At 60.7% G+C, this 16,712-nt stretch carries 18 protein-coding genes and 1 pseudogene; 16 read left to right on the top strand and 3 right to left on the bottom strand.

What is annotated here, in order from left to right:
- The first annotated feature begins 6 nt into the window (after positions 1-6).
- The 4 genes from hslU to ACP7CZ_RS08960 all read left to right on the top strand — a co-directional run bounded on the left by hslU (position 7) and on the right by ACP7CZ_RS08960 (position 4,460).
- Complete coding sequence (hslU, locus tag ACP7CZ_RS08975) at positions 7-1,344, top strand: ATP-dependent protease ATPase subunit HslU (RefSeq protein ID WP_259038128.1); 1,338 nt, start codon at positions 7-9, stop codon at positions 1,342-1,344.
- 160 nt (positions 1,345-1,504) lie between these two features.
- Complete coding sequence (locus ACP7CZ_RS08970) at positions 1,505-1,882, top strand: gamma-butyrobetaine hydroxylase-like domain-containing protein (RefSeq protein ID WP_054919456.1); 378 nt, start codon at positions 1,505-1,507, stop codon at positions 1,880-1,882.
- Positions 1,883-2,131: 249 nt separating this feature from the next.
- On the top strand, positions 2,132-3,811 hold the full coding sequence (gene phaC, locus ACP7CZ_RS08965) for a class II poly(R)-hydroxyalkanoic acid synthase (RefSeq protein ID WP_294183854.1): 1,680 nt from the start codon (positions 2,132-2,134) through the stop codon (positions 3,809-3,811).
- A gap of 28 nt (positions 3,812-3,839) precedes the next feature.
- Positions 3,840-4,460, top strand: a complete 621-nt coding sequence (locus ACP7CZ_RS08960; RefSeq protein ID WP_294183852.1) for a TetR/AcrR family transcriptional regulator — start codon at positions 3,840-3,842, stop codon at positions 4,458-4,460.
- Between the two features lie 173 nt (positions 4,461-4,633).
- Here the strand turns inward: ACP7CZ_RS08960 and ACP7CZ_RS08955 are convergent, their stop codons facing one another.
- The 3 genes from ACP7CZ_RS08955 to ACP7CZ_RS08945 form a co-directional block, all read right to left on the bottom strand.
- Positions 4,634-5,569 carry a phasin family protein gene (locus tag ACP7CZ_RS08955; protein ID WP_044270701.1) on the bottom strand — a complete coding sequence of 312 codons (936 nt, stop codon included), beginning with the start codon at positions 5,567-5,569 and terminating at the stop codon, positions 4,634-4,636.
- 12 nt (positions 5,570-5,581) lie between these two features.
- Positions 5,582-6,004: a phasin family protein gene (locus ACP7CZ_RS08950; protein WP_032893974.1), complete on the bottom strand. Its 423-nt coding sequence runs from the start codon at positions 6,002-6,004 to the stop codon at positions 5,582-5,584.
- Between the two features lie 104 nt (positions 6,005-6,108).
- A complete protein-coding gene (locus ACP7CZ_RS08945; protein WP_034125562.1) occupies positions 6,109-6,384 on the bottom strand; it encodes a polyhydroxyalkanoic acid system family protein in 276 nt (91 codons plus the stop codon).
- A gap of 145 nt (positions 6,385-6,529) precedes the next feature.
- Between ACP7CZ_RS08945 and ubiE the strand changes: the two genes are divergently transcribed.
- The 12 genes and pseudogenes from ubiE (at position 6,530) to ACP7CZ_RS08885 (ending at position 16,691) form a co-directional block, all read left to right on the top strand.
- Positions 6,530-7,300, top strand: a complete 771-nt coding sequence (gene ubiE, locus ACP7CZ_RS08940) for a bifunctional demethylmenaquinone methyltransferase/2-methoxy-6-polyprenyl-1,4-benzoquinol methylase UbiE (protein ID WP_003171186.1) — start codon at positions 6,530-6,532, stop codon at positions 7,298-7,300.
- Positions 7,300-7,923, top strand: a complete 624-nt coding sequence (locus ACP7CZ_RS08935; protein WP_034125561.1) for a ubiquinone biosynthesis accessory factor UbiJ — start codon at positions 7,300-7,302, stop codon at positions 7,921-7,923. The genes ubiE and ACP7CZ_RS08935 overlap by 1 nt, the downstream gene beginning before the upstream one ends.
- Complete coding sequence (ubiB, locus tag ACP7CZ_RS08930; protein ID WP_019820016.1) at positions 7,920-9,524, top strand: ubiquinone biosynthesis regulatory protein kinase UbiB; 1,605 nt, start codon at positions 7,920-7,922, stop codon at positions 9,522-9,524. Before ACP7CZ_RS08935 ends, ubiB begins: the two co-directional genes overlap by 4 nt.
- Positions 9,525-9,565: 41 nt before the next feature.
- A complete protein-coding gene (gene hisI / locus ACP7CZ_RS08925) occupies positions 9,566-9,958 on the top strand; it encodes a phosphoribosyl-AMP cyclohydrolase (protein ID WP_003187884.1) in 393 nt (130 codons plus the stop codon).
- Between the two features lie 2 nt (positions 9,959-9,960).
- On the top strand, positions 9,961-10,293 hold the full coding sequence (locus ACP7CZ_RS08920; RefSeq protein ID WP_003187881.1) for a phosphoribosyl-ATP diphosphatase: 333 nt from the start codon (positions 9,961-9,963) through the stop codon (positions 10,291-10,293).
- Positions 10,294-10,319: 26 nt separating this feature from the next.
- Entirely contained in the window at positions 10,320-10,598 is a 279-nt protein-coding gene (locus ACP7CZ_RS08915; RefSeq protein WP_003187877.1) for a twin-arginine translocase TatA/TatE family subunit, read from the top strand.
- Positions 10,599-10,608: 10 nt separating this feature from the next.
- Positions 10,609-11,016 (top strand): Sec-independent protein translocase protein TatB, encoded by a 408-nt coding sequence (tatB, locus tag ACP7CZ_RS08910; protein ID WP_054897529.1) that lies wholly within the window; start codon positions 10,609-10,611, stop codon positions 11,014-11,016.
- Positions 11,013-11,804, top strand: a complete 792-nt coding sequence (tatC, locus tag ACP7CZ_RS08905; protein WP_034125559.1) for a twin-arginine translocase subunit TatC — start codon at positions 11,013-11,015, stop codon at positions 11,802-11,804. Before tatB ends, tatC begins: the two co-directional genes overlap by 4 nt.
- Complete coding sequence (locus ACP7CZ_RS08900; protein ID WP_054897530.1) at positions 11,801-12,508, top strand: 16S rRNA (uracil(1498)-N(3))-methyltransferase; 708 nt, start codon at positions 11,801-11,803, stop codon at positions 12,506-12,508. The genes tatC and ACP7CZ_RS08900 overlap by 4 nt, the downstream gene beginning before the upstream one ends.
- Before the next feature lie 223 nt (positions 12,509-12,731).
- Positions 12,732-13,790: pseudogene (locus tag ACP7CZ_RS08895) on the top strand (methyl-accepting chemotaxis protein); the annotation flags it as partial.
- Complete coding sequence (locus ACP7CZ_RS08890) at positions 13,776-14,648, top strand: methyl-accepting chemotaxis protein (protein WP_370694792.1); 873 nt, start codon at positions 13,776-13,778, stop codon at positions 14,646-14,648. The pseudogene ACP7CZ_RS08895 and the gene ACP7CZ_RS08890, both read left to right, overlap by 15 nt.
- A gap of 135 nt (positions 14,649-14,783) precedes the next feature.
- Positions 14,784-16,691, top strand: a complete 1,908-nt coding sequence (locus ACP7CZ_RS08885) for a methyl-accepting chemotaxis protein (RefSeq protein WP_198861721.1) — start codon at positions 14,784-14,786, stop codon at positions 16,689-16,691.
- Positions 16,692-16,712: the final 21 nt, after the last annotated feature.

The raw sequence follows: 16,712 nt of genomic DNA, 5'->3' as shown, positions 1-16,712 counted from the left end.
AACACTATGTCCATGACTCCCCGCGAAATCGTCCATGAACTCAACCGCCATATCATCGGCCAGGACGATGCCAAGCGCGCCGTTGCCATTGCGCTGCGTAACCGCTGGCGCCGGATGCAACTGCCGGAAGAACTGCGCGTTGAAGTAACGCCCAAGAACATCCTGATGATCGGCCCTACCGGCGTCGGCAAAACCGAGATCGCCCGTCGCCTGGCCAAATTGGCCAATGCCCCGTTCATCAAGGTCGAAGCGACCAAATTCACTGAAGTCGGTTATGTGGGCCGCGATGTCGAGTCGATCATTCGTGACCTGGCTGACGCCGCCCTGAAGATGCTGCGCGAACAGGAAGTGACCAAGGTCAGCCATCGCGCCGAAGACGCCGCTGAAGAGCGCATCCTCGACGCCCTGCTGCCACCGGCACGCATGGGTTTCAACGAAGACGCCGCACCTTCATCGGATTCCAACACCCGTCAGCTGTTCCGCAAGCGCCTGCGTGAAGGCCAGCTGGATGACAAGGAAATCGAGATCGAAGTGGCCGAAGTGTCCGGCGTGGATATCTCTGCCCCGCCTGGCATGGAAGAAATGACCAGCCAGTTGCAGAACCTGTTCGCCAACATGGGCAAGGGCAAGAAGAAAAGCCGCAAGCTCAAGGTGAAAGAAGCACTGAAGCTGGTGCGCGACGAAGAAGCCGGGCGCCTGGTCAACGAGGAAGAACTCAAGGCCAAGGCCCTGGAAGCGGTCGAGCAGCACGGCATCGTGTTTATCGATGAGATCGACAAAGTGGCCAAGCGCGGCAACTCCGGTGGCGTCGATGTGTCCCGCGAGGGTGTACAGCGCGACCTGTTGCCGCTGATCGAAGGGTGCACGGTCAACACCAAGCTGGGCATGGTCAAGACTGACCACATCCTGTTTATCGCCTCCGGTGCCTTCCACCTGAGCAAGCCGAGCGACCTGGTGCCCGAGCTGCAAGGCCGCCTGCCGATTCGGGTGGAGCTCAAGGCACTGACGCCGGGCGACTTCGAGCGCATCCTCAGCGAACCGCATGCCTCGCTCACCGAGCAGTACCGCGAGCTGCTGAAAACCGAAGGGCTGGGTATCGAATTCCAGGCTGACGGTATCAAGCGTCTGGCGGAGATCGCCTGGCAGGTCAACGAGAAGACCGAGAACATCGGTGCCCGTCGCCTGCATACCTTGCTTGAGCGCCTGCTTGAGGAAGTGTCTTTCAGCGCCGGCGACATGGCCGGTGCGCAGAATGGCGAAGCGATCAAGATCGATGCCGAGTATGTGAACGGTCACCTGGGCGAATTGGCGCAGAACGAAGACTTGTCTCGTTATATCCTGTAAGCCTCACTCAATGTGGGAGTGGCTTGTGTGGGAGCTGGCTTGCCTGCGATAGCATCACTTCAGTGTTCCTGAAACACCGAGGTGCCTGCATCGCGGGCAAGCCCGGCTCCCACGTTGGTCCCTTCCACATTTTGGGCCGGTTCCTTCAGGGTTATCTCCAATGTCGAAATTTCCTACCGCAGTAAACCTGCACAAAACCTCCAACACCCTCGGCCTGACCTACGGGCCGGACGAAACCTACCAGTTGCCCGCCGAATTCCTGCGAGTGCACTCCCCTTCTGCCGAGGTCCAGGGCCACGGCAAACCCATCCTGCAATTCGGCAAGCTCAACGTCCGGTTGATCAAGCTGGAACCCGCCGGCCAGTACGCACTGAAATTGACCTTCGACGACGGTCATGACAGCGGACTGTTCACCTGGGACTATCTCTATCAGCTGGCCGTACGTCAGGACGCTCTATGGGCCGACTACCTGGACGAGCTCAAAGCCGCTGGAAAAACCCGCGATCCGAGTGAGTCGGTCGTGCGGCTGATGCTCTAGCACAGGGATCTTGCTGTTTAGAGCGCATTTTCTAATTTCATCTGCTTGAATGCCCTGTCGCGTGGCCAACGATTGGCCCGCTTGCGAAAAAAAATAAACTCGGGTAACCAATGGAGCTGGCAAGTTCCCTGCATTTGACGATGCGGTATCAACGGTCACCCGAGTCGCAGTACCAGGCTGGTGTCGTGTATCGAAATTGGGTGCGCAGCAATCGCCGGTACTCGTCTTTCGGACAATGGAGCGTCGTAGATGAGTAACAAGAATAACGATGACTTGAAACGCCAGGCCTCGGAAAACACCCTGGGGTTGAACCCGATCATCGCGTTACGCAAAAAGGATTTATTGGCCTCGGCCAAGATGGTGCTGACCCAAGCCATCAAGCAACCGTTGCACAGCGTCAAGCACGTCGCCCACTTTGGCGTTGAATTGAAGAATGTGATGTTCGGCAAATCCGCGCTGGTGCCCGAGGGCGACGACCGTCGCTTCAACGACCCAGCCTGGAGCCAGAACCCGCTCTACAAACGTTATTTGCAGACTTACCTGGCGTGGCGCAAGGAGCTTCACGACTGGATCGACGACAGCAACCTGTCGGCACAAGACATCAGCCGCGGCCACTTCGTGATCAACCTGATGACCGAAGCCATGGCCCCCACCAACAGCGCGGCCAACCCGGCGGCGGTCAAACGCTTCTTTGAAACCGGCGGCAAAAGCCTGCTCGACGGCCTTTCCCACCTGGCCAAGGACATGGTGCACAACGGCGGTATGCCCAGCCAGGTCAACATGGGCGCCTTTGAAGTCGGCAAGACCCTGGGCACCAGCGAAGGCGCGGTGGTGTTTCGCAACGATGTGCTGGAGCTGATCCAGTACAAGCCCATTACCGAGCAGGTGCATGAGCGCCCGCTGCTGGTGGTGCCGCCGCAGATCAACAAATTCTACGTCTTCGACCTGTGCCCGGATAAAAGCCTGGCGCGCTTCTGCCTGCGCAATGGCCAGCAGACCTTTATCGTCAGTTGGCGCAACCCCACCAAGGCCCAACGCGAATGGGGCCTGTCGACTTATATCGAGGCGCTCAAGGAAGCAGTGGATGTGGTCACGGCGATTACGGGCAGCAAGGATGTGAATATGCTCGGTGCCTGCTCCGGCGGCATCACCTGCACCGCACTGTTGGGCCACTACGCGGCGCTGGGCGAGAAGAAGGTCAACGCCCTGACGCTGCTAGTGAGCGTGCTGGATACCACTCTGGACACCCAGGTGGCGCTGTTTGTGGATGAACAGACTCTGGAAGCGGCCAAGCGCCACTCCTATCAGGCCGGCGTGCTGGAAGGCCGCGACATGGCCAAGGTCTTCGCCTGGATGCGCCCCAACGATCTGATCTGGAACTATTGGGTCAACAACTACCTGCTGGGCAACGAGCCGCCGGTGTTCGACATCCTGTTCTGGAACAACGACACCACACGCTTGCCGGCCGCGTTCCATGGCGACCTGATCGAACTGTTCAAGAACAACCCACTGGTACGCGCCAACGCCCTGGAAGTGTGCGGCACGCCCATCGACCTCAAGCAGGTCACCGCCGATATCTATTCCCTGGCCGGCACCAACGACCACATCACGCCGTGGCAGTCCTGCTACAAATCAGCGCAGTTGTTCGGCGGCAAGGTCGAGTTTGTACTGTCCAGCAGCGGGCATATCCAGAGCATCCTCAACCCACCGGGCAACCCCAAGGCCAACTATGTCGAGAACCTCAAGCTGAGCAGCGACCCACGGGCCTGGTATTACGACGCCCAGCACGTCGAAGGCAGTTGGTGGCCACAATGGCTGGAGTGGGTACAAAAACGCTCCGGCGTACAACGCGAAACCCTCACCGCCCTGGGCAACCAGAATTACCCACCGATGGAAGCGGCGCCGGGTACTTACGTGCGCGTGCGCTGAGCTCAGCAATCAACTTTAAGAAGACTGGATGAAGACCCGCGACCGTATCCTTGAATGCGCCCTGCAGTTGTTCAACCACAAGGGCGAACCGAACGTATCGACCATGGAGGTGGCCAATGAAATGGGGATCAGCCCCGGCAACCTCTACTACCACTTCCATGGCAAAGAGCCCCTGGTGCTCGGGCTGTTCGAGCGTTTTCAATCTGAGCTGGCGCCACTGCTGGACCCTCCCGTCGATGCGCAACTGGAGGCCGAGGATTACTGGCTGTTCCTGCACCTGATTGTCGAGCGCATGGCCCACTACCGGTTTCTGTTCCAGGACCTGTCGAACCTGGCCGGGCGCTTGCCCAAGCTGGCCAAGGGGATCCGTCACCTGCTCACGGCGCTCAAGCGCACCTTGGCGTCATTGCTTGCTCGGCTGAAGGCGGCAGGGCAACTGGTCAGCGATACCCAGGCGTTGGGGCAACTGGTGGAGCAGATCACCCTGACTTTGCTGTTTTCGCTGGATTACCAGCGGATCCTGGACCGTGAAGGTGAGGTGCGGGTGGTGGTGTACCAGATCATGATGCTGGTGGCGCCGCATCTGCTGCCAACGGCGCGGCAGGCGACCGAGCGGTTCGCACTCAAATATCTGGATGACCTGGATTGAAGTGTGGGAGCGGGCTTGCTCGCGAAGGCGGAGTATCAGCTTGCACATGCATCAACTGACACACCGCCTTCGCGAGCAAGCCCGCTCCCACATTGGAAATGCGGCGTTTCTTGGATCTTCATAAAAAACGCCCGATCTTCGCAGACCGGGCGTTTTTTTGTGTCCCATAGAAATCAGGACTGACTGGATGGCGTCGGGGTGGCCGGCGTTGCAGTCGGGGTAGCTGCCGCATGCGTCGGTGCGGACACCGAATTAGCGGTAGAAGCGGCCGGTGCTGGCGCCGTGGCTGGCTTGGCCGTTGCGGCGGGCTTGGCGGCTGCCGGTTTTTTCGCTACCGCAGGCTTTTTGGCCGCGGCAGGTTTGGCCGCTGGTTTCGCAGCGGCGGGCTTGGCAGCAGGTTTAGCCGCAGCGGTTTTAGCCGCAGGTTTGGCAGCCGGTTTCGCCGCTGGTTTGGCGGCGGTTTTAGCGGCCACAGGCTTAGCGGCAGGCTTGGCGGCAGGTTTGGCGGCAGCGGTTTTAGCCGCTGGCTTGGCCGCAGGTTTTGCAGCAGCTTTGGCTGGCGCTTTTGCAGCAGGTTTTGCAGCCGGTTTGGCGGCGGCTTTAACCAGAGGCTTGGCGGCAGTTTTGGCGGCGGGTTTTGCAGCTGCGGTTTTAGCTGCTGGTTTGGCCGCCGGTTTTGCTGCAGGCTTGGCGGCGGCGGTCTTGGCGGGAGCCGCTTTGGCGCCGGTGAGTTTTTCGATTTGCTTGGTCAAGGTATCGACCTTGCTGTGCAGCGCCTTCAACTCCGCCTTGCTCGGTACGCCCAGTCGCGAAATAGCACTGTTGAGGCGTTTGTCGAAAGTCTCTTCCAACTTGCCCCAGGTATCCGAAATGCTCGACTTGGCGGAACCCGCGCTCGCCTTGGCAGCGTCGACTTTTTTACCAACCGTGCTCTTGGTCAACTTCTCGGCTTTCTCGCCGTCTTTAACCAGGGTCTCGAAGAGTTTGCTGCCGTCACTGTCGATCTTCGAGTACACGCCTAAACCAGCGAGCCAGATTTTGCGGGAATATTCTTCAACTTTCCCGACCCACGAGCTGCCTTCTTTCTGAGTAGTCTTTTTAACAGCCATCCCGATGTCTCCTTAGTGTTTACGCGCGACACGTTCGAGCAATGCCGTCAGCTCTTCGAGCTTAGCAGAGAGTGTCTCCACGTCATGTTTAGACGCAATGCCGATCCGATTCAAGGCACTGGCGACACGAGTATCAAAAGCTTTTTCAACTTTATCCAGTTGAACTTCAACCAGGCCTTTGACGCCGGAGACGTTACTCTTTACTTGGTCAATCTGACTGTTGGCGGCATCAAGTTGTTCAACTACAACTTTTTTACCTTTACTTTCAACACGTTGACCGCTTCTAACGAGTTCCTTGAAGTACTCGCCGCCCTCGCTGCCGACCTTGGCGTAGGCACCAAGACCCGCCAGCCAGATCTTGCGGGCATAGCTTTTAACCTCACTCAGAGGGGTAGTCTGAACGTCGATTTTTTTCTTCAAAATAACTTTGGCCATGGTGCACCTCACACAGAATTGGGTGGCGGACGGCCCGCAAGAGTTGAGGGCTTGGGCACAAAGTAAGGTTTAAAATTAGAATCGGCACCCTAAGCACAGCCGTATCAAGCCAGGGCCTTATCCAGGGCCTTTTCGATTTCGGACTTGATCGTGCCACTCATGGCCGACATCAGCAGGCCAAGTTCCACATCAATGCGCAGCGAATCATCGGCCACCAATACCGTGCCTTTAACCCCGGAGCGCTTGAGCTTCAGGGTGTCGCCAGCCCACGAAGACTCCACCCCATATTTATCCTCGAGTTTGCGCGCCAATTGCTCCGCCTTGGCCCGCGCCTGTTCTTTTCCCAGGGTATGTTCACGCTCAACGGTAATACGGGCCATTGCAATGACTCCTCTTTATAACGACTCAGAACGCCCGCCATGCGGCAAAAGGTCTCGATGAGCGCCTATCTTACCTGCAGCCTTGCCAAGACAAAGCAGGCCTTGGGGATTATCATGTCCCGCATTCTCTTTTGGTGACAGCGATATGACTGATCAGCGCAAAGGCAGCGATGCCGAACCCACCACTCACTTCGGCTTCAAGAACGTCCCGGAAAGCCAAAAGGCGGAAAAAGTCGCTGAGGTGTTCCACTCCGTGGCAGCCAAGTACGACCTGATGAACGACGTGCTCTCCGGCGGCATGCACCGCCTGTGGAAGCGCTTCACCATCGAGTTGTCGGGCGTACGCACCGGCAACCGGGTGCTGGACATCGCCGGTGGCACAGGCGACCTGGCGGCCAAGTTCTCCAAGCTGGTTGGCCCCACCGGCCAGGTGGTATTGGCCGATATCAACGGCTCGATGCTCAAGGTTGGCCGCGACCGACTGCTCGACAAAGGCGTGGCCGGCAATATCGAGTTCGTCCAGGCCGATGCCGAGAAGCTGCCGTTCCCCGACAACCATTTCGACTGCGTGACCATCGCGTTCGGCCTGCGTAACGTGACTCACAAGGAAGACGCGATCCGCTCGATGCTGCGCGTACTCAAGCCGGGTGGCCGCCTGCTGGTGCTGGAATTCTCCAAGCCGACCAACGCGCTGATGTCCAAGGTCTACGACACCTATTCGTTCGCCTTCATGCCACTGATGGGCAAGCTGATCACCAACGACGCCGAGAGCTACCGCTACCTGGCCGAGTCGATCCGCATGCACCCGGATCAGGAAACCCTGAAGTCGATGATGGTGGAGGCCGGTTTCGACCGCGTGACCTACCACAACATGACGTCCGGCATCGTCGCCCTGCACCGCGGCATCAAGCCCTGATGCTGCTGCAAGGTCTTCTCGCCAGCGTTGAGCACGGTCTCAACCGTGTACTGCGCCTGGACAGCACCGCCCTGGCGCGGCTCGCGCACCTGACCGGCAAAGTCATTGCCGTTGATTGCCGCAGCCCCGCCGTGCAGCTGTTTATCCTGCCCAGCGATGAAGGCCTGCTGCTCGCCACCCAATGGGCCGCTGAAGCCGACTGCACCTTGCGTGCGCCGGCCTCCAGCCTGTTGCACCTGGCGCTGAGCCGCAACAAGACCGCCATCCTCCACAGCCCCGAGGTGGAGCTGGAAGGCGACAGTGCGGTGCTGATGGACTTGGCCGCCGTGCTGCAAGACCTGGAGCTGGACTGGGAATATGAACTGTCGCGCTGGATCGGCCCCGTCGCCACCCAGTTGATCAGCGGGCACCTGCGCAGCCGCTCGCGCTGGTACCAGCAAGGGTTCGCCAGCCTCAACCAGAACCTTGCCGAATACCTGAGCGAAGAATCGCGCACCCTGGTCGGGCAACGGGAAGCGCAAGCGCGCTTTCGCGAGCTCGACAAGGCCAAAATCGACCTGGAACGCCTCGAGGCCCGCTTCGAGCGCTTGAGCCGTTCCCTTGATCCAAGCGATAACGCATGAAGCTGCTCGCCGTCCGCCGTTTGTTTCGTATCCAGCGCGTCGTAATCCGCTACCGTCTTGATGACCTGCTGTTTGCCCTGCCCTTGCCGTGGTTCCTGCTAGCGGTGCGTTATGTGCTGCCGTGGCGCTGGTTGCCCCGCAAGCCGTCGCCGTTGAGCCGTGGCGCCAGCCTGCGCTTGGCGTTGCAGGATTTGGGGCCTATCTTCATCAAGTTCGGGCAGATCCTCTCCACCCGCCGCGACCTGTTGCCCGAAGACATCGCCGACGAGCTGATGCTGCTGCAGGACCGCGTGCCGCCGTTCGATTCGCAGCAGTCGATGGCGCTGATCGAAGAACAGCTGGGCCAGAAGATCAGCGAGGTGTTCAGCCGCTTCGACGTCGAGCCCCTGGCCTCGGCCTCGGTCGCGCAGGTTCACGCCGCGCAGCTCAAGACCGGCGAAGAAGTGGTGGTGAAAGTCATTCGCCCAGGCCTCAAGCCGATCATCGGCCAGGACCTGGCATGGCTGTTTATCCTCGCCCGCGCCGCCGAACGCTTCTCCGCCGATGCGCGCCTGCTGCACCCGGTGGACGTGGTCGCCGACTACGAAAAAACCATCTACGACGAACTCGACCTGCTGCGCGAAGCGGCCAATGCCAGCCAATTGCGACGCAACTTCGAAGGCTCGCAACTGCTGTATGTGCCGCAGGTGTATTGGGACTGGTGCCGGCCAAAAGTGCTGGTGATGGAGCGCATCTACGGCGTGCAGGTTACCGACCTCGCGACCCTGGCCGACCAGCGCACCGACATGAAGATGTTGGCAGAACGCGGTGTGGAGATTTTCTTCACCCAAGTGTTCCGCGACAGTTTCTTCCACGCCGACATGCACCCGGGCAACATCTTCGTCAGCACCGTCAACCCGTGGAGCCCGCAGTACATCGCCATCGACTGCGGTATCGTCGGCAGCCTCACCCCGGAAGACCAGGATTACCTGGCGCGCAACCTGTTTGCCTTCTTCAAGCGCGACTATCGCCGTGTGGCGCAGTTGCACATTGATTCGGGTTGGGTGCCAGCGGAAACCAAACTCAACGAATTCGAAGCGGCGATCCGCACCGTGTGCGAGCCGATCTTCGAAAAACCGTTAAAGGATATTTCGTTCGGCCAAGTGCTGATGCGCCTGTTCCAGACCGCGCGGCGCTTCAATATGGAAGTGCAGCCGCAACTGGTGCTGTTGCAGAAGACCCTGCTGAACATCGAAGGCCTGGGCCGCCAGCTCTACCCGGACCTCGACTTGTGGAACACTGCGCAACCCTTCCTGGAACGCTGGATGCGCGAGCGCATGAGCCCGAAAACCATGCTGGGCAACCTGCACAGCCAGTTCGAGCAACTGCCGCACCTGGCCAACATGACCCGCGACCTGCTGGAGCGCATGTCCCAGCCCCATGCCAAGGACCCTGAGCCACCGTGGCGCAAGCGCAAGGACGACTGGTTCCTGCGCCTGCTCGGCGCCGCGCACCTGGTGGGCGGCGTGATGCTGGCGATTGGTGGGCCATTGAACCAACTAGGCCACTGGCCAGCGGGCATCATGGTCGCCGTGGGCGTTTATCTGATCGTGCGTCGATAGCCCATCCGGTTATACACTGTCGCAAATTGCCGGAGCCGAACATGAAAGACTGGCTGGATGAGATCAAGTGGGACAGTGACGGCCTGGTGCCGGCCATTGCCCAGGACTACAAGACCGGGCGCGTGCTGATGATGGCCTGGATGAACCGCGAGGCCCTGAGCCTCACCGCCGCCGAGCAGCGCGCCATCTACTGGTCACGTTCGCGTGGCAAACTGTGGCGCAAGGGCGAAGAATCCGGGCACGTGCAGACCCTGCACGAGCTGCGCCTGGACTGCGATGCCGACGTGGTAATCCTCAAGGTCGAGCAGATCGGCGGCATTGCCTGCCACACTGGCCGCCACAGTTGCTTCTATCGCGTGTTCGAGAATGGCGAATGGAAGGTTGTGGAGCCGGTGCTCAAAGACCCGCACGCCATCTACCCAGCAGGACACTGAACATGAGCGATACCCTGAACCGTGTGGCCCAGGTGCTGGAAGACCGCAAAGGCGCGGATGCCGACAGCTCCTACGTCGCCAGCCTGTACCACAAGGGCCTGAACAAGATTCTGGAAAAACTCGGCGAAGAATCCGTCGAGACCATCATTGCGGCCAAGGACGCGCAAATCAGCGGTGATTACAGCGATGTAATCTATGAGACCGCAGACTTGTGGTTCCATAGCCTGGTGATGCTCGCCCAACTGGGGCAGCACCCACAGGCCGTGCTGGATGAACTGGACCGTCGCTTCGGCTTGTCCGGGCACGCCGAGAAGGCCTCGCGCCCGTCCGCCTGAATAACTGAGACTTGAGGATTTGAAGCATGGGCATTTTTGACTGGAAACACTGGATCGTCATTCTGGTGGTAGTGGTATTGGTGTTCGGCACCAAGAAGCTCAAGAACCTGGGCACCGATGTGGGCGAGTCGATCAAGGGCTTTCGCAAAGCCATGAACGATGATGAAAAGCCGGCCGAGCCAAGCGCCAATCCGGTGCCACCGGCCCAGCCTGTTCACCCGCAGGCCACCCAGCCGATCACCGAGCGCCGTACCTTCGACGTGCAGGCTGAAAAGGTCCAAGAGCCGACCCGCAAAGACTCGTGAGCACTGACTAATGTTTGGTATCAGCTTCTCTGAACTGCTGCTCGTCGGCCTGGTGGCCCTGCTGGTACTGGGGCCGGAACGCCTGCCCGGTGCCGCACGCACCGCCGGCTTGTGGATCGGGCGCCTCAAGCGCAGTTTCAACGCGATCAAACAGGAAGTTGAACGGGAAATCGGTGCCGACGAAATCCGTCGGCAATTGCACAACGAGCACATCCTCTCGTTGGAGCAGGAAGCCCGCAAGATTCTTTCCCCGGTGCAAGAGCCGGCCAAGCCGGTAACGCCGGTGGCCGAGCACAGCATCGCGCCAGCCCCTGTGGCCGACGCCACACCGGCAGCGCCCGCCCCACCGACGCCTGCGCCGACGCCCGTCGCGTCGCCCGCGCCCCATGACCCTACATTGCCGCCGCGAGCCCCATGAGCGCTGATAAACCGGAAAACGACCAGCACATGCCGCTGGTCTCGCACCTCACCGAGTTGCGAACCCGCCTGCTGCGTTGCGTGGCGGCGATCTTCATCATCTTTGCCGGGCTGTTCGCCTTTACCCAGCAGATCTACACCTTCGTCTCGACGCCCCTGCGCCAGTACCTGCCGGCCGGCGCGACGATGATCGCCACCGATGTGTCGTCGCCGTTCCTGACCCCCTTGAAGCTGACCATGATGGTCTCACTGTTCCTGGCGATCCCGGTGATCCTGCATCAGATCTGGGGCTTTATCGCGCCGGGCCTGTACAAGCACGAGAAGCGCATCGCTGTGCCATTGCTGGTGTCGAGCATCTTGCTCTTCTACACCGGCATGGCCTTCGCCTACTTCCTGGTGTTCCCGCTGATCTTCAAGTTCTTCGCTGCCGCCACCCCGGCCGGCGTGGAGATGATGACCGATATCACCAGCTACCTCGATTTCGTGATGACGCTGTTCTTCGCCTTTGGCGTGGCATTCGAAATTCCGGTAGCGGTAGTGTTGCTGGTGTGGATCGGCGTGGTCGACGTCAAGTACCTGAAAAAGATCCGCCCGTACGTGATCATCGGCTGCTTCGTGGTCGGCATGATCCTCACGCCACCGGACATCTTCTCCCAGACCTTGCTGGCCGTGCCGATGTGGATGCTGTTCGAAGTGGGCATCCTGTTCAGCGGCCTGATCAGCAAGCGTGGCGAACACCCGGATGACGCGCCTGCCGACGACGACCAACCGCCAGCGACCCAGCCGTGAACCTGCTGCTGCTCGAAGAGGCCGACTTTATCGCGGCCGACCGCGTAGTGCTGCGTGATCGTCGCCTGGTGCATATGCAGGAGGTTCACCGCGCCGCCGTCGGTGACACCCTGCGTGTGGGCCGCATTGGCGGGCTGATGGGCAATGCCCAACTGCTGCGCCTGGAAGCCACTGAAGCCGAACTGCAAGTGAGCTTCGACCAACCGCCACCGAGCAAACTACCCCTGACCTTGCTGCTGGCCCTGCCCCGCCCGAAGATGCTGCGCCGGGTGCTGCAAACCGTGGCGGCCATGGGCGTGCCCAAGGTGGTACTGGTCAACAGCTACCGCGTGGAAAAAAGCTTCTGGCAAACCCCGTTCCTGGAGCCGGAAGCGGTGCGCGAGCAACTGATTCTCGGCCTGGAACAAGCGCGGGACACGGTGCTGCCCGAGATCATTATCGAGAAACGCTTCAAGCCGTTTGTGGAAGATCGTCTGCCGGCCATGGCGGCTGGCACCTTGGGCCTGATCGGCCATCCGGGCGATTACCCGGCCTGCCCCCGAGCCCTCGAGGAACCGGTGACCCTCGCGATCGGCCCGGAAGGCGGCTGGATTCCCTATGAAGTGGACCTGCTGGCCAAGGCTGGTTTACAGCCGGTGCAACTGGGTGCACGTATTTTACGCGTCGAAACCGCCGTAACGGCCCTGCTCGCCCGCCTGTTCTAACCCCCGACTGATCGTTCCCATGCTCTGCGTGGGAATGCCGCTCAGGACGCTCTGCGTCCACCCTTGTGACGCAGAGCGTCACGCCATTCATTCCCACGCAGAGCGTGGGAACGATCACCAGAGCGTGGGAATGATCGCCAGAGCGTGGGAACGATCAAGTATCCCCGTGCGTTGCCGATAGCCTTTGAATAAGTCCAAGCCTTGTTCCAGGGGAGTTCGCAGCATGTATCGTTGGTTAGCCGAGAAGTTGGGGAATGTAAGCGTCAACCGCAAGCTGAGCGTGGGCTTTGGCCTGGTGTTGCTCCTGACGTTGTTGATCACCTTTACCGGCTGGACCGGACTGGGCGATGTGATCAGTCGCGGCGACAAGCTGGGCTTTATTTCCAGCCTCAATGGCCTGACCAAAGACCTGCGCCTGGCACGCCTGGACTTCGATATGCGCCGTGGCGAGCAAGGCACGGACAAGGTCGACGGCCTGCTCGCCCACCTCGACAGCGGCCTGAAGACCGCCGCCGAGCTGATCGAGCAACCTGACGACAAAGCCCTGGTCGAGCAACAGCAGGAAGCCTTGAACCAATACAAAAAGGCCTTCGCCGCCATGGTCCAGGCGGGCCTCAAACGTGAGGGCGCCCGCAGCAAGCTCGGAGACACCGCCGACAATGCCGTCGCCAAGATCAACGAAATCGAAAAAGCCCTGCTGCAAGGTGACAGCGTCGCCCAGTTCAACAGCGTGGTCGAGCAGAGCAAGCTGATCCAGCAATCGCGCTTCCAGGTACGCGGCTACACCTACAGCGGCAAGGTCGAAGCCGAGCAACCGGCCCTGGATGCCATCGACAACGCCCTGAAAAAAATCACCGAACTGCAAGGCCAGTTGCCTGCGCAATACCAGGCCAACCTGCAAGAAGCCGGGGCTTCACTGCAAGCCTACCGCGCTGCCGTCAGCCAGTATCGCGATTCCCAGGTCGCCAGCGCAGCAGCGCTGAAAACCATGATCGCCCAAGGCGACATCCTGCTGGGCCACAGTGAAAAACTCACCGTCTCCCAGACCGCCGTGCGTGACGCAGATGCCGCGCAGGCCAAATACCTGTTGCTGCTTGCCACCGTACTGGCGCTGATCGTCGGCGTCTTCGCGGCCTGGGCCATCACCCGCCAGATCGTCATCCCGCTGAACCAGACCCTCGAAGTCGCCGAGCGTGTGGCCTCCGGCGATCTGAGCCACAACCTGGAATCGGGCCGCCAGGACGAACTGGGTCAATTACAGCGTGCCATGCAAAGCATGACCGTGGGCCTGCGCGAGTTGATCGGCGGGATCAGCGACGGGGTCACCCAGATCGCCAGCGCCGCTGAGCAGTTGTCAGCCGTGACCGAACAAACCAGCGCCGGGGTCAACAGCCAGAAGGTCGAGACCGACCAGGTGGCCACCGCCATGAACGAAATGGCGGCCACCGTGCAGGAAGTGGCGCGCAATGCCGAAGAGGCCTCGGAAGCCGCCGTGGCTGCCGACCAGCAAGCCCGTGAAGGCGACCAGGTGGTGGGTGAAGCCATCGCCCAGATCGAGCGCTTGGCCACCGAAGTGGGTAATTCCACGGTGGCCATGGGTGAACTCAAGCGCGAAAGCGACAAGATCGGCAGTGTGCTCGACGTGATCAAATCCGTGGCCCAGCAAACCAACCTGCTGGCCCTTAACGCCGCCATTGAGGCGGCGCGTGCCGGTGAGGCCGGGCGCGGCTTTGCCGTGGTGGCCGACGAGGTGCGCAGCCTGGCCCAGCGCACGCAGAAGTCCACTGAAGAGATCGAAGAGCTGATCGTCGGCCTGCAAAGTGGCACCCAGCAGGTGGCAACCATCATGGACAACAGCCGCGGGCTGACCGAGAGCAGTGTTGAGCTGACGCGCCGGGCCGGCCACGCGCTGGGCAATATCACCCGTACCGTGTCGACCATCCAGGCCATGAACTCACAGATCGCCACCGCCGCCGAGCAACAAAGCGCCGTGGCTGAAGAGATCAACCGCAGCGTGCTGAATGTGCGCGACATCTCCGAGCAAACCTCGTCGGCCAGCGAAGAAACTGCGTCCTCCAGTGCCGAACTGGCGCGCCTGGGGATCTACCTGCAGACCCTCGTCGGGCGCTTCCGAGTCTGAATTACCCTACACGGCGGCTTACCAAAGCCGCCGCAACTTGTGAAATCTCCTACACAGTTATCAGCCCTCCACGGTCCCGAATCGAATTAGCGTTTCATGTGTCGCGAAACGCTTTCTCTGATTCGGAGGTTCACCATGTTTCTTCGGCTGACCCGCATGCTGGTCAATGCCAGCGTCCGCCTCAAGCTAGCCCTGGGTTTTGGCCAAGTGCTGATCCTCAGTTTCCTGATTGCAGCCACCGGCTGGCAAGCCTTGAGCGCCGTGCTTTACCGATCCGACAGCCTGACGGTCCTGGGCCATCTGGCTGTCGAAGCCGAGGCCATGCGCGCCGACCGCATCGTGTACCGCACGCTGATGGACAGCAACAGCCTGGACAAGATGAACCAAAGGATTGAACAGATCGACCAGTATCTGACCGGCCTTTCGAGCCGCTTGCGAGCCGCCACCGACCGACAATGGCTGGAAGAAGCGGCTCTGTTGGTGTCGGGCTCGAAAGCCGCGCTCGTACAGTTGCCACCGTTGCTGGCCGCGCGCGAGCAGATCCGTCCGGCGCTCAAGAAGTCCGCCCTGCAGGCCAGTGACACCCTCGCTCAACTGGCCAGTGACTTGCCCGATCAAAATGACGAGAAGGCCCTCGACGCCATCGAGAACCTGCGCCAGGCCATGGAGCAAGCCGAAGATCGAGCGCAGAGCCCCGCCTGGGCGGCCGTTACCTTAAAGGCCTACGCCGATGCGTTCGACCAGTCGCTTGATGAACTGCAGGCCGCGCTGGCTTCCGTCACCGCGCTCCCGGTGGACTCGACGCTGCTCAAGACCGATTTGGCCAACTACCGTGAACAACTGCTAAAGCTCGAGCAAGCCCAGCTCGATACCGAAACCGTGCAAAACAGCTTCGAACAGCAACTCAACGAGCTGCGGGACAAGAGCAATCTGCTGAGCCAGAGCCAGAACGCCAGGCGCAACAACGAGGCGGACCAAACCCGTACGTTGCTGATCAGCGTGACAGTGGCCGCCCTGGCACTGGGCACGCTGGCCGCCTGGTGGATCGCCCGGCAGATTGCGGCGCCACTGCGAGAAATTCTCGGCGCCGCCCACCGTGTTGCCGAGGGCGACCTCAGCCATGACATGGCGGTCGACCGTCGCGACGAACTCGGCCAGTTGCAGCAAAGCATCGGGCAAATGACCCGCAGCCTGCGTAGCCTGATCAGCAGTATCGGTGACAGCGCCCGGCAGATCGCCGGAGCGGCCACGCAGTTATCCACCGTCACCGAGCAGACCCGCAGCGGGCTCAACGAGCAGAAAGATGAAACCGACCAGGTGGCGACGGCAATGAATGAAATGCTCGCCACTGCCCAGGAAGTGGCGCGCCACGCCGAACGCGCCTCGGTGGCGGCCCAAGAAGCCGACCATCAGGCCGGCGCCGGTGAGCAGGTGGTCACCCAGGCCGTGGAGCAGATTGGCAACCTGGCCAGTGAAATGGCGCTGTCAGGCCGTGCGATGCTCGCGCTGCAACAGGAGAGCCAGAAGATCGCCAGTGTGCTGGACGTGATCAAGTCTGTTTCTCAGCAGACCAACCTGCTGGCCCTGAACGCCGCCATTGAAGCGGCACGTGCGGGCACTGCCGGCCAAGGCTTTGCGGTGGTCGCCGACGAAGTGCGCAGCCTGGCCCAACGCACTCAGGAATCGGCCGAGGAGATCGAAGGGCTGATCCTCGGCCTGCACAATGGCACTCAGCAGGTGGCAGACATCATGGACAGCAGCCGCAACCTGACCGACAACAGCGTCGCCCTGACCCGCGACGCCGGCGACGCTCTGAGCGCCATTGCCCGCACGGTGTCGATCATCCAGGAAATGAACCCGCAGATCGCCGCCGCAGCGGAACAGCAAAGCGCTGTGGCCGAGGAGATCAACCGCAGTGTGTTGAAGGTGCGGGACGTGTCGGAACAAACCGCCGCCGCCAGCGAGGAAACGGCGGCCGCGAGTGTTCAGTTGACAAGATTGAGCCTGGACTTGCAGACGCTGGTCGACAAATTCAAGCTTTGACCTGTGGCGAGGGAGCTTGCT

It is taken from the genome of Pseudomonas sp. DWP2-2 (genome assembly GCF_049897065.1).
GTDB lineage: Bacteria > Pseudomonadota > Gammaproteobacteria > Pseudomonadales > Pseudomonadaceae > Aquipseudomonas > Aquipseudomonas paracarnis.
Note: the sequence above shows the minus strand (reverse complement) of the source record. Positions and strands in the feature narration are given on the sequence as shown.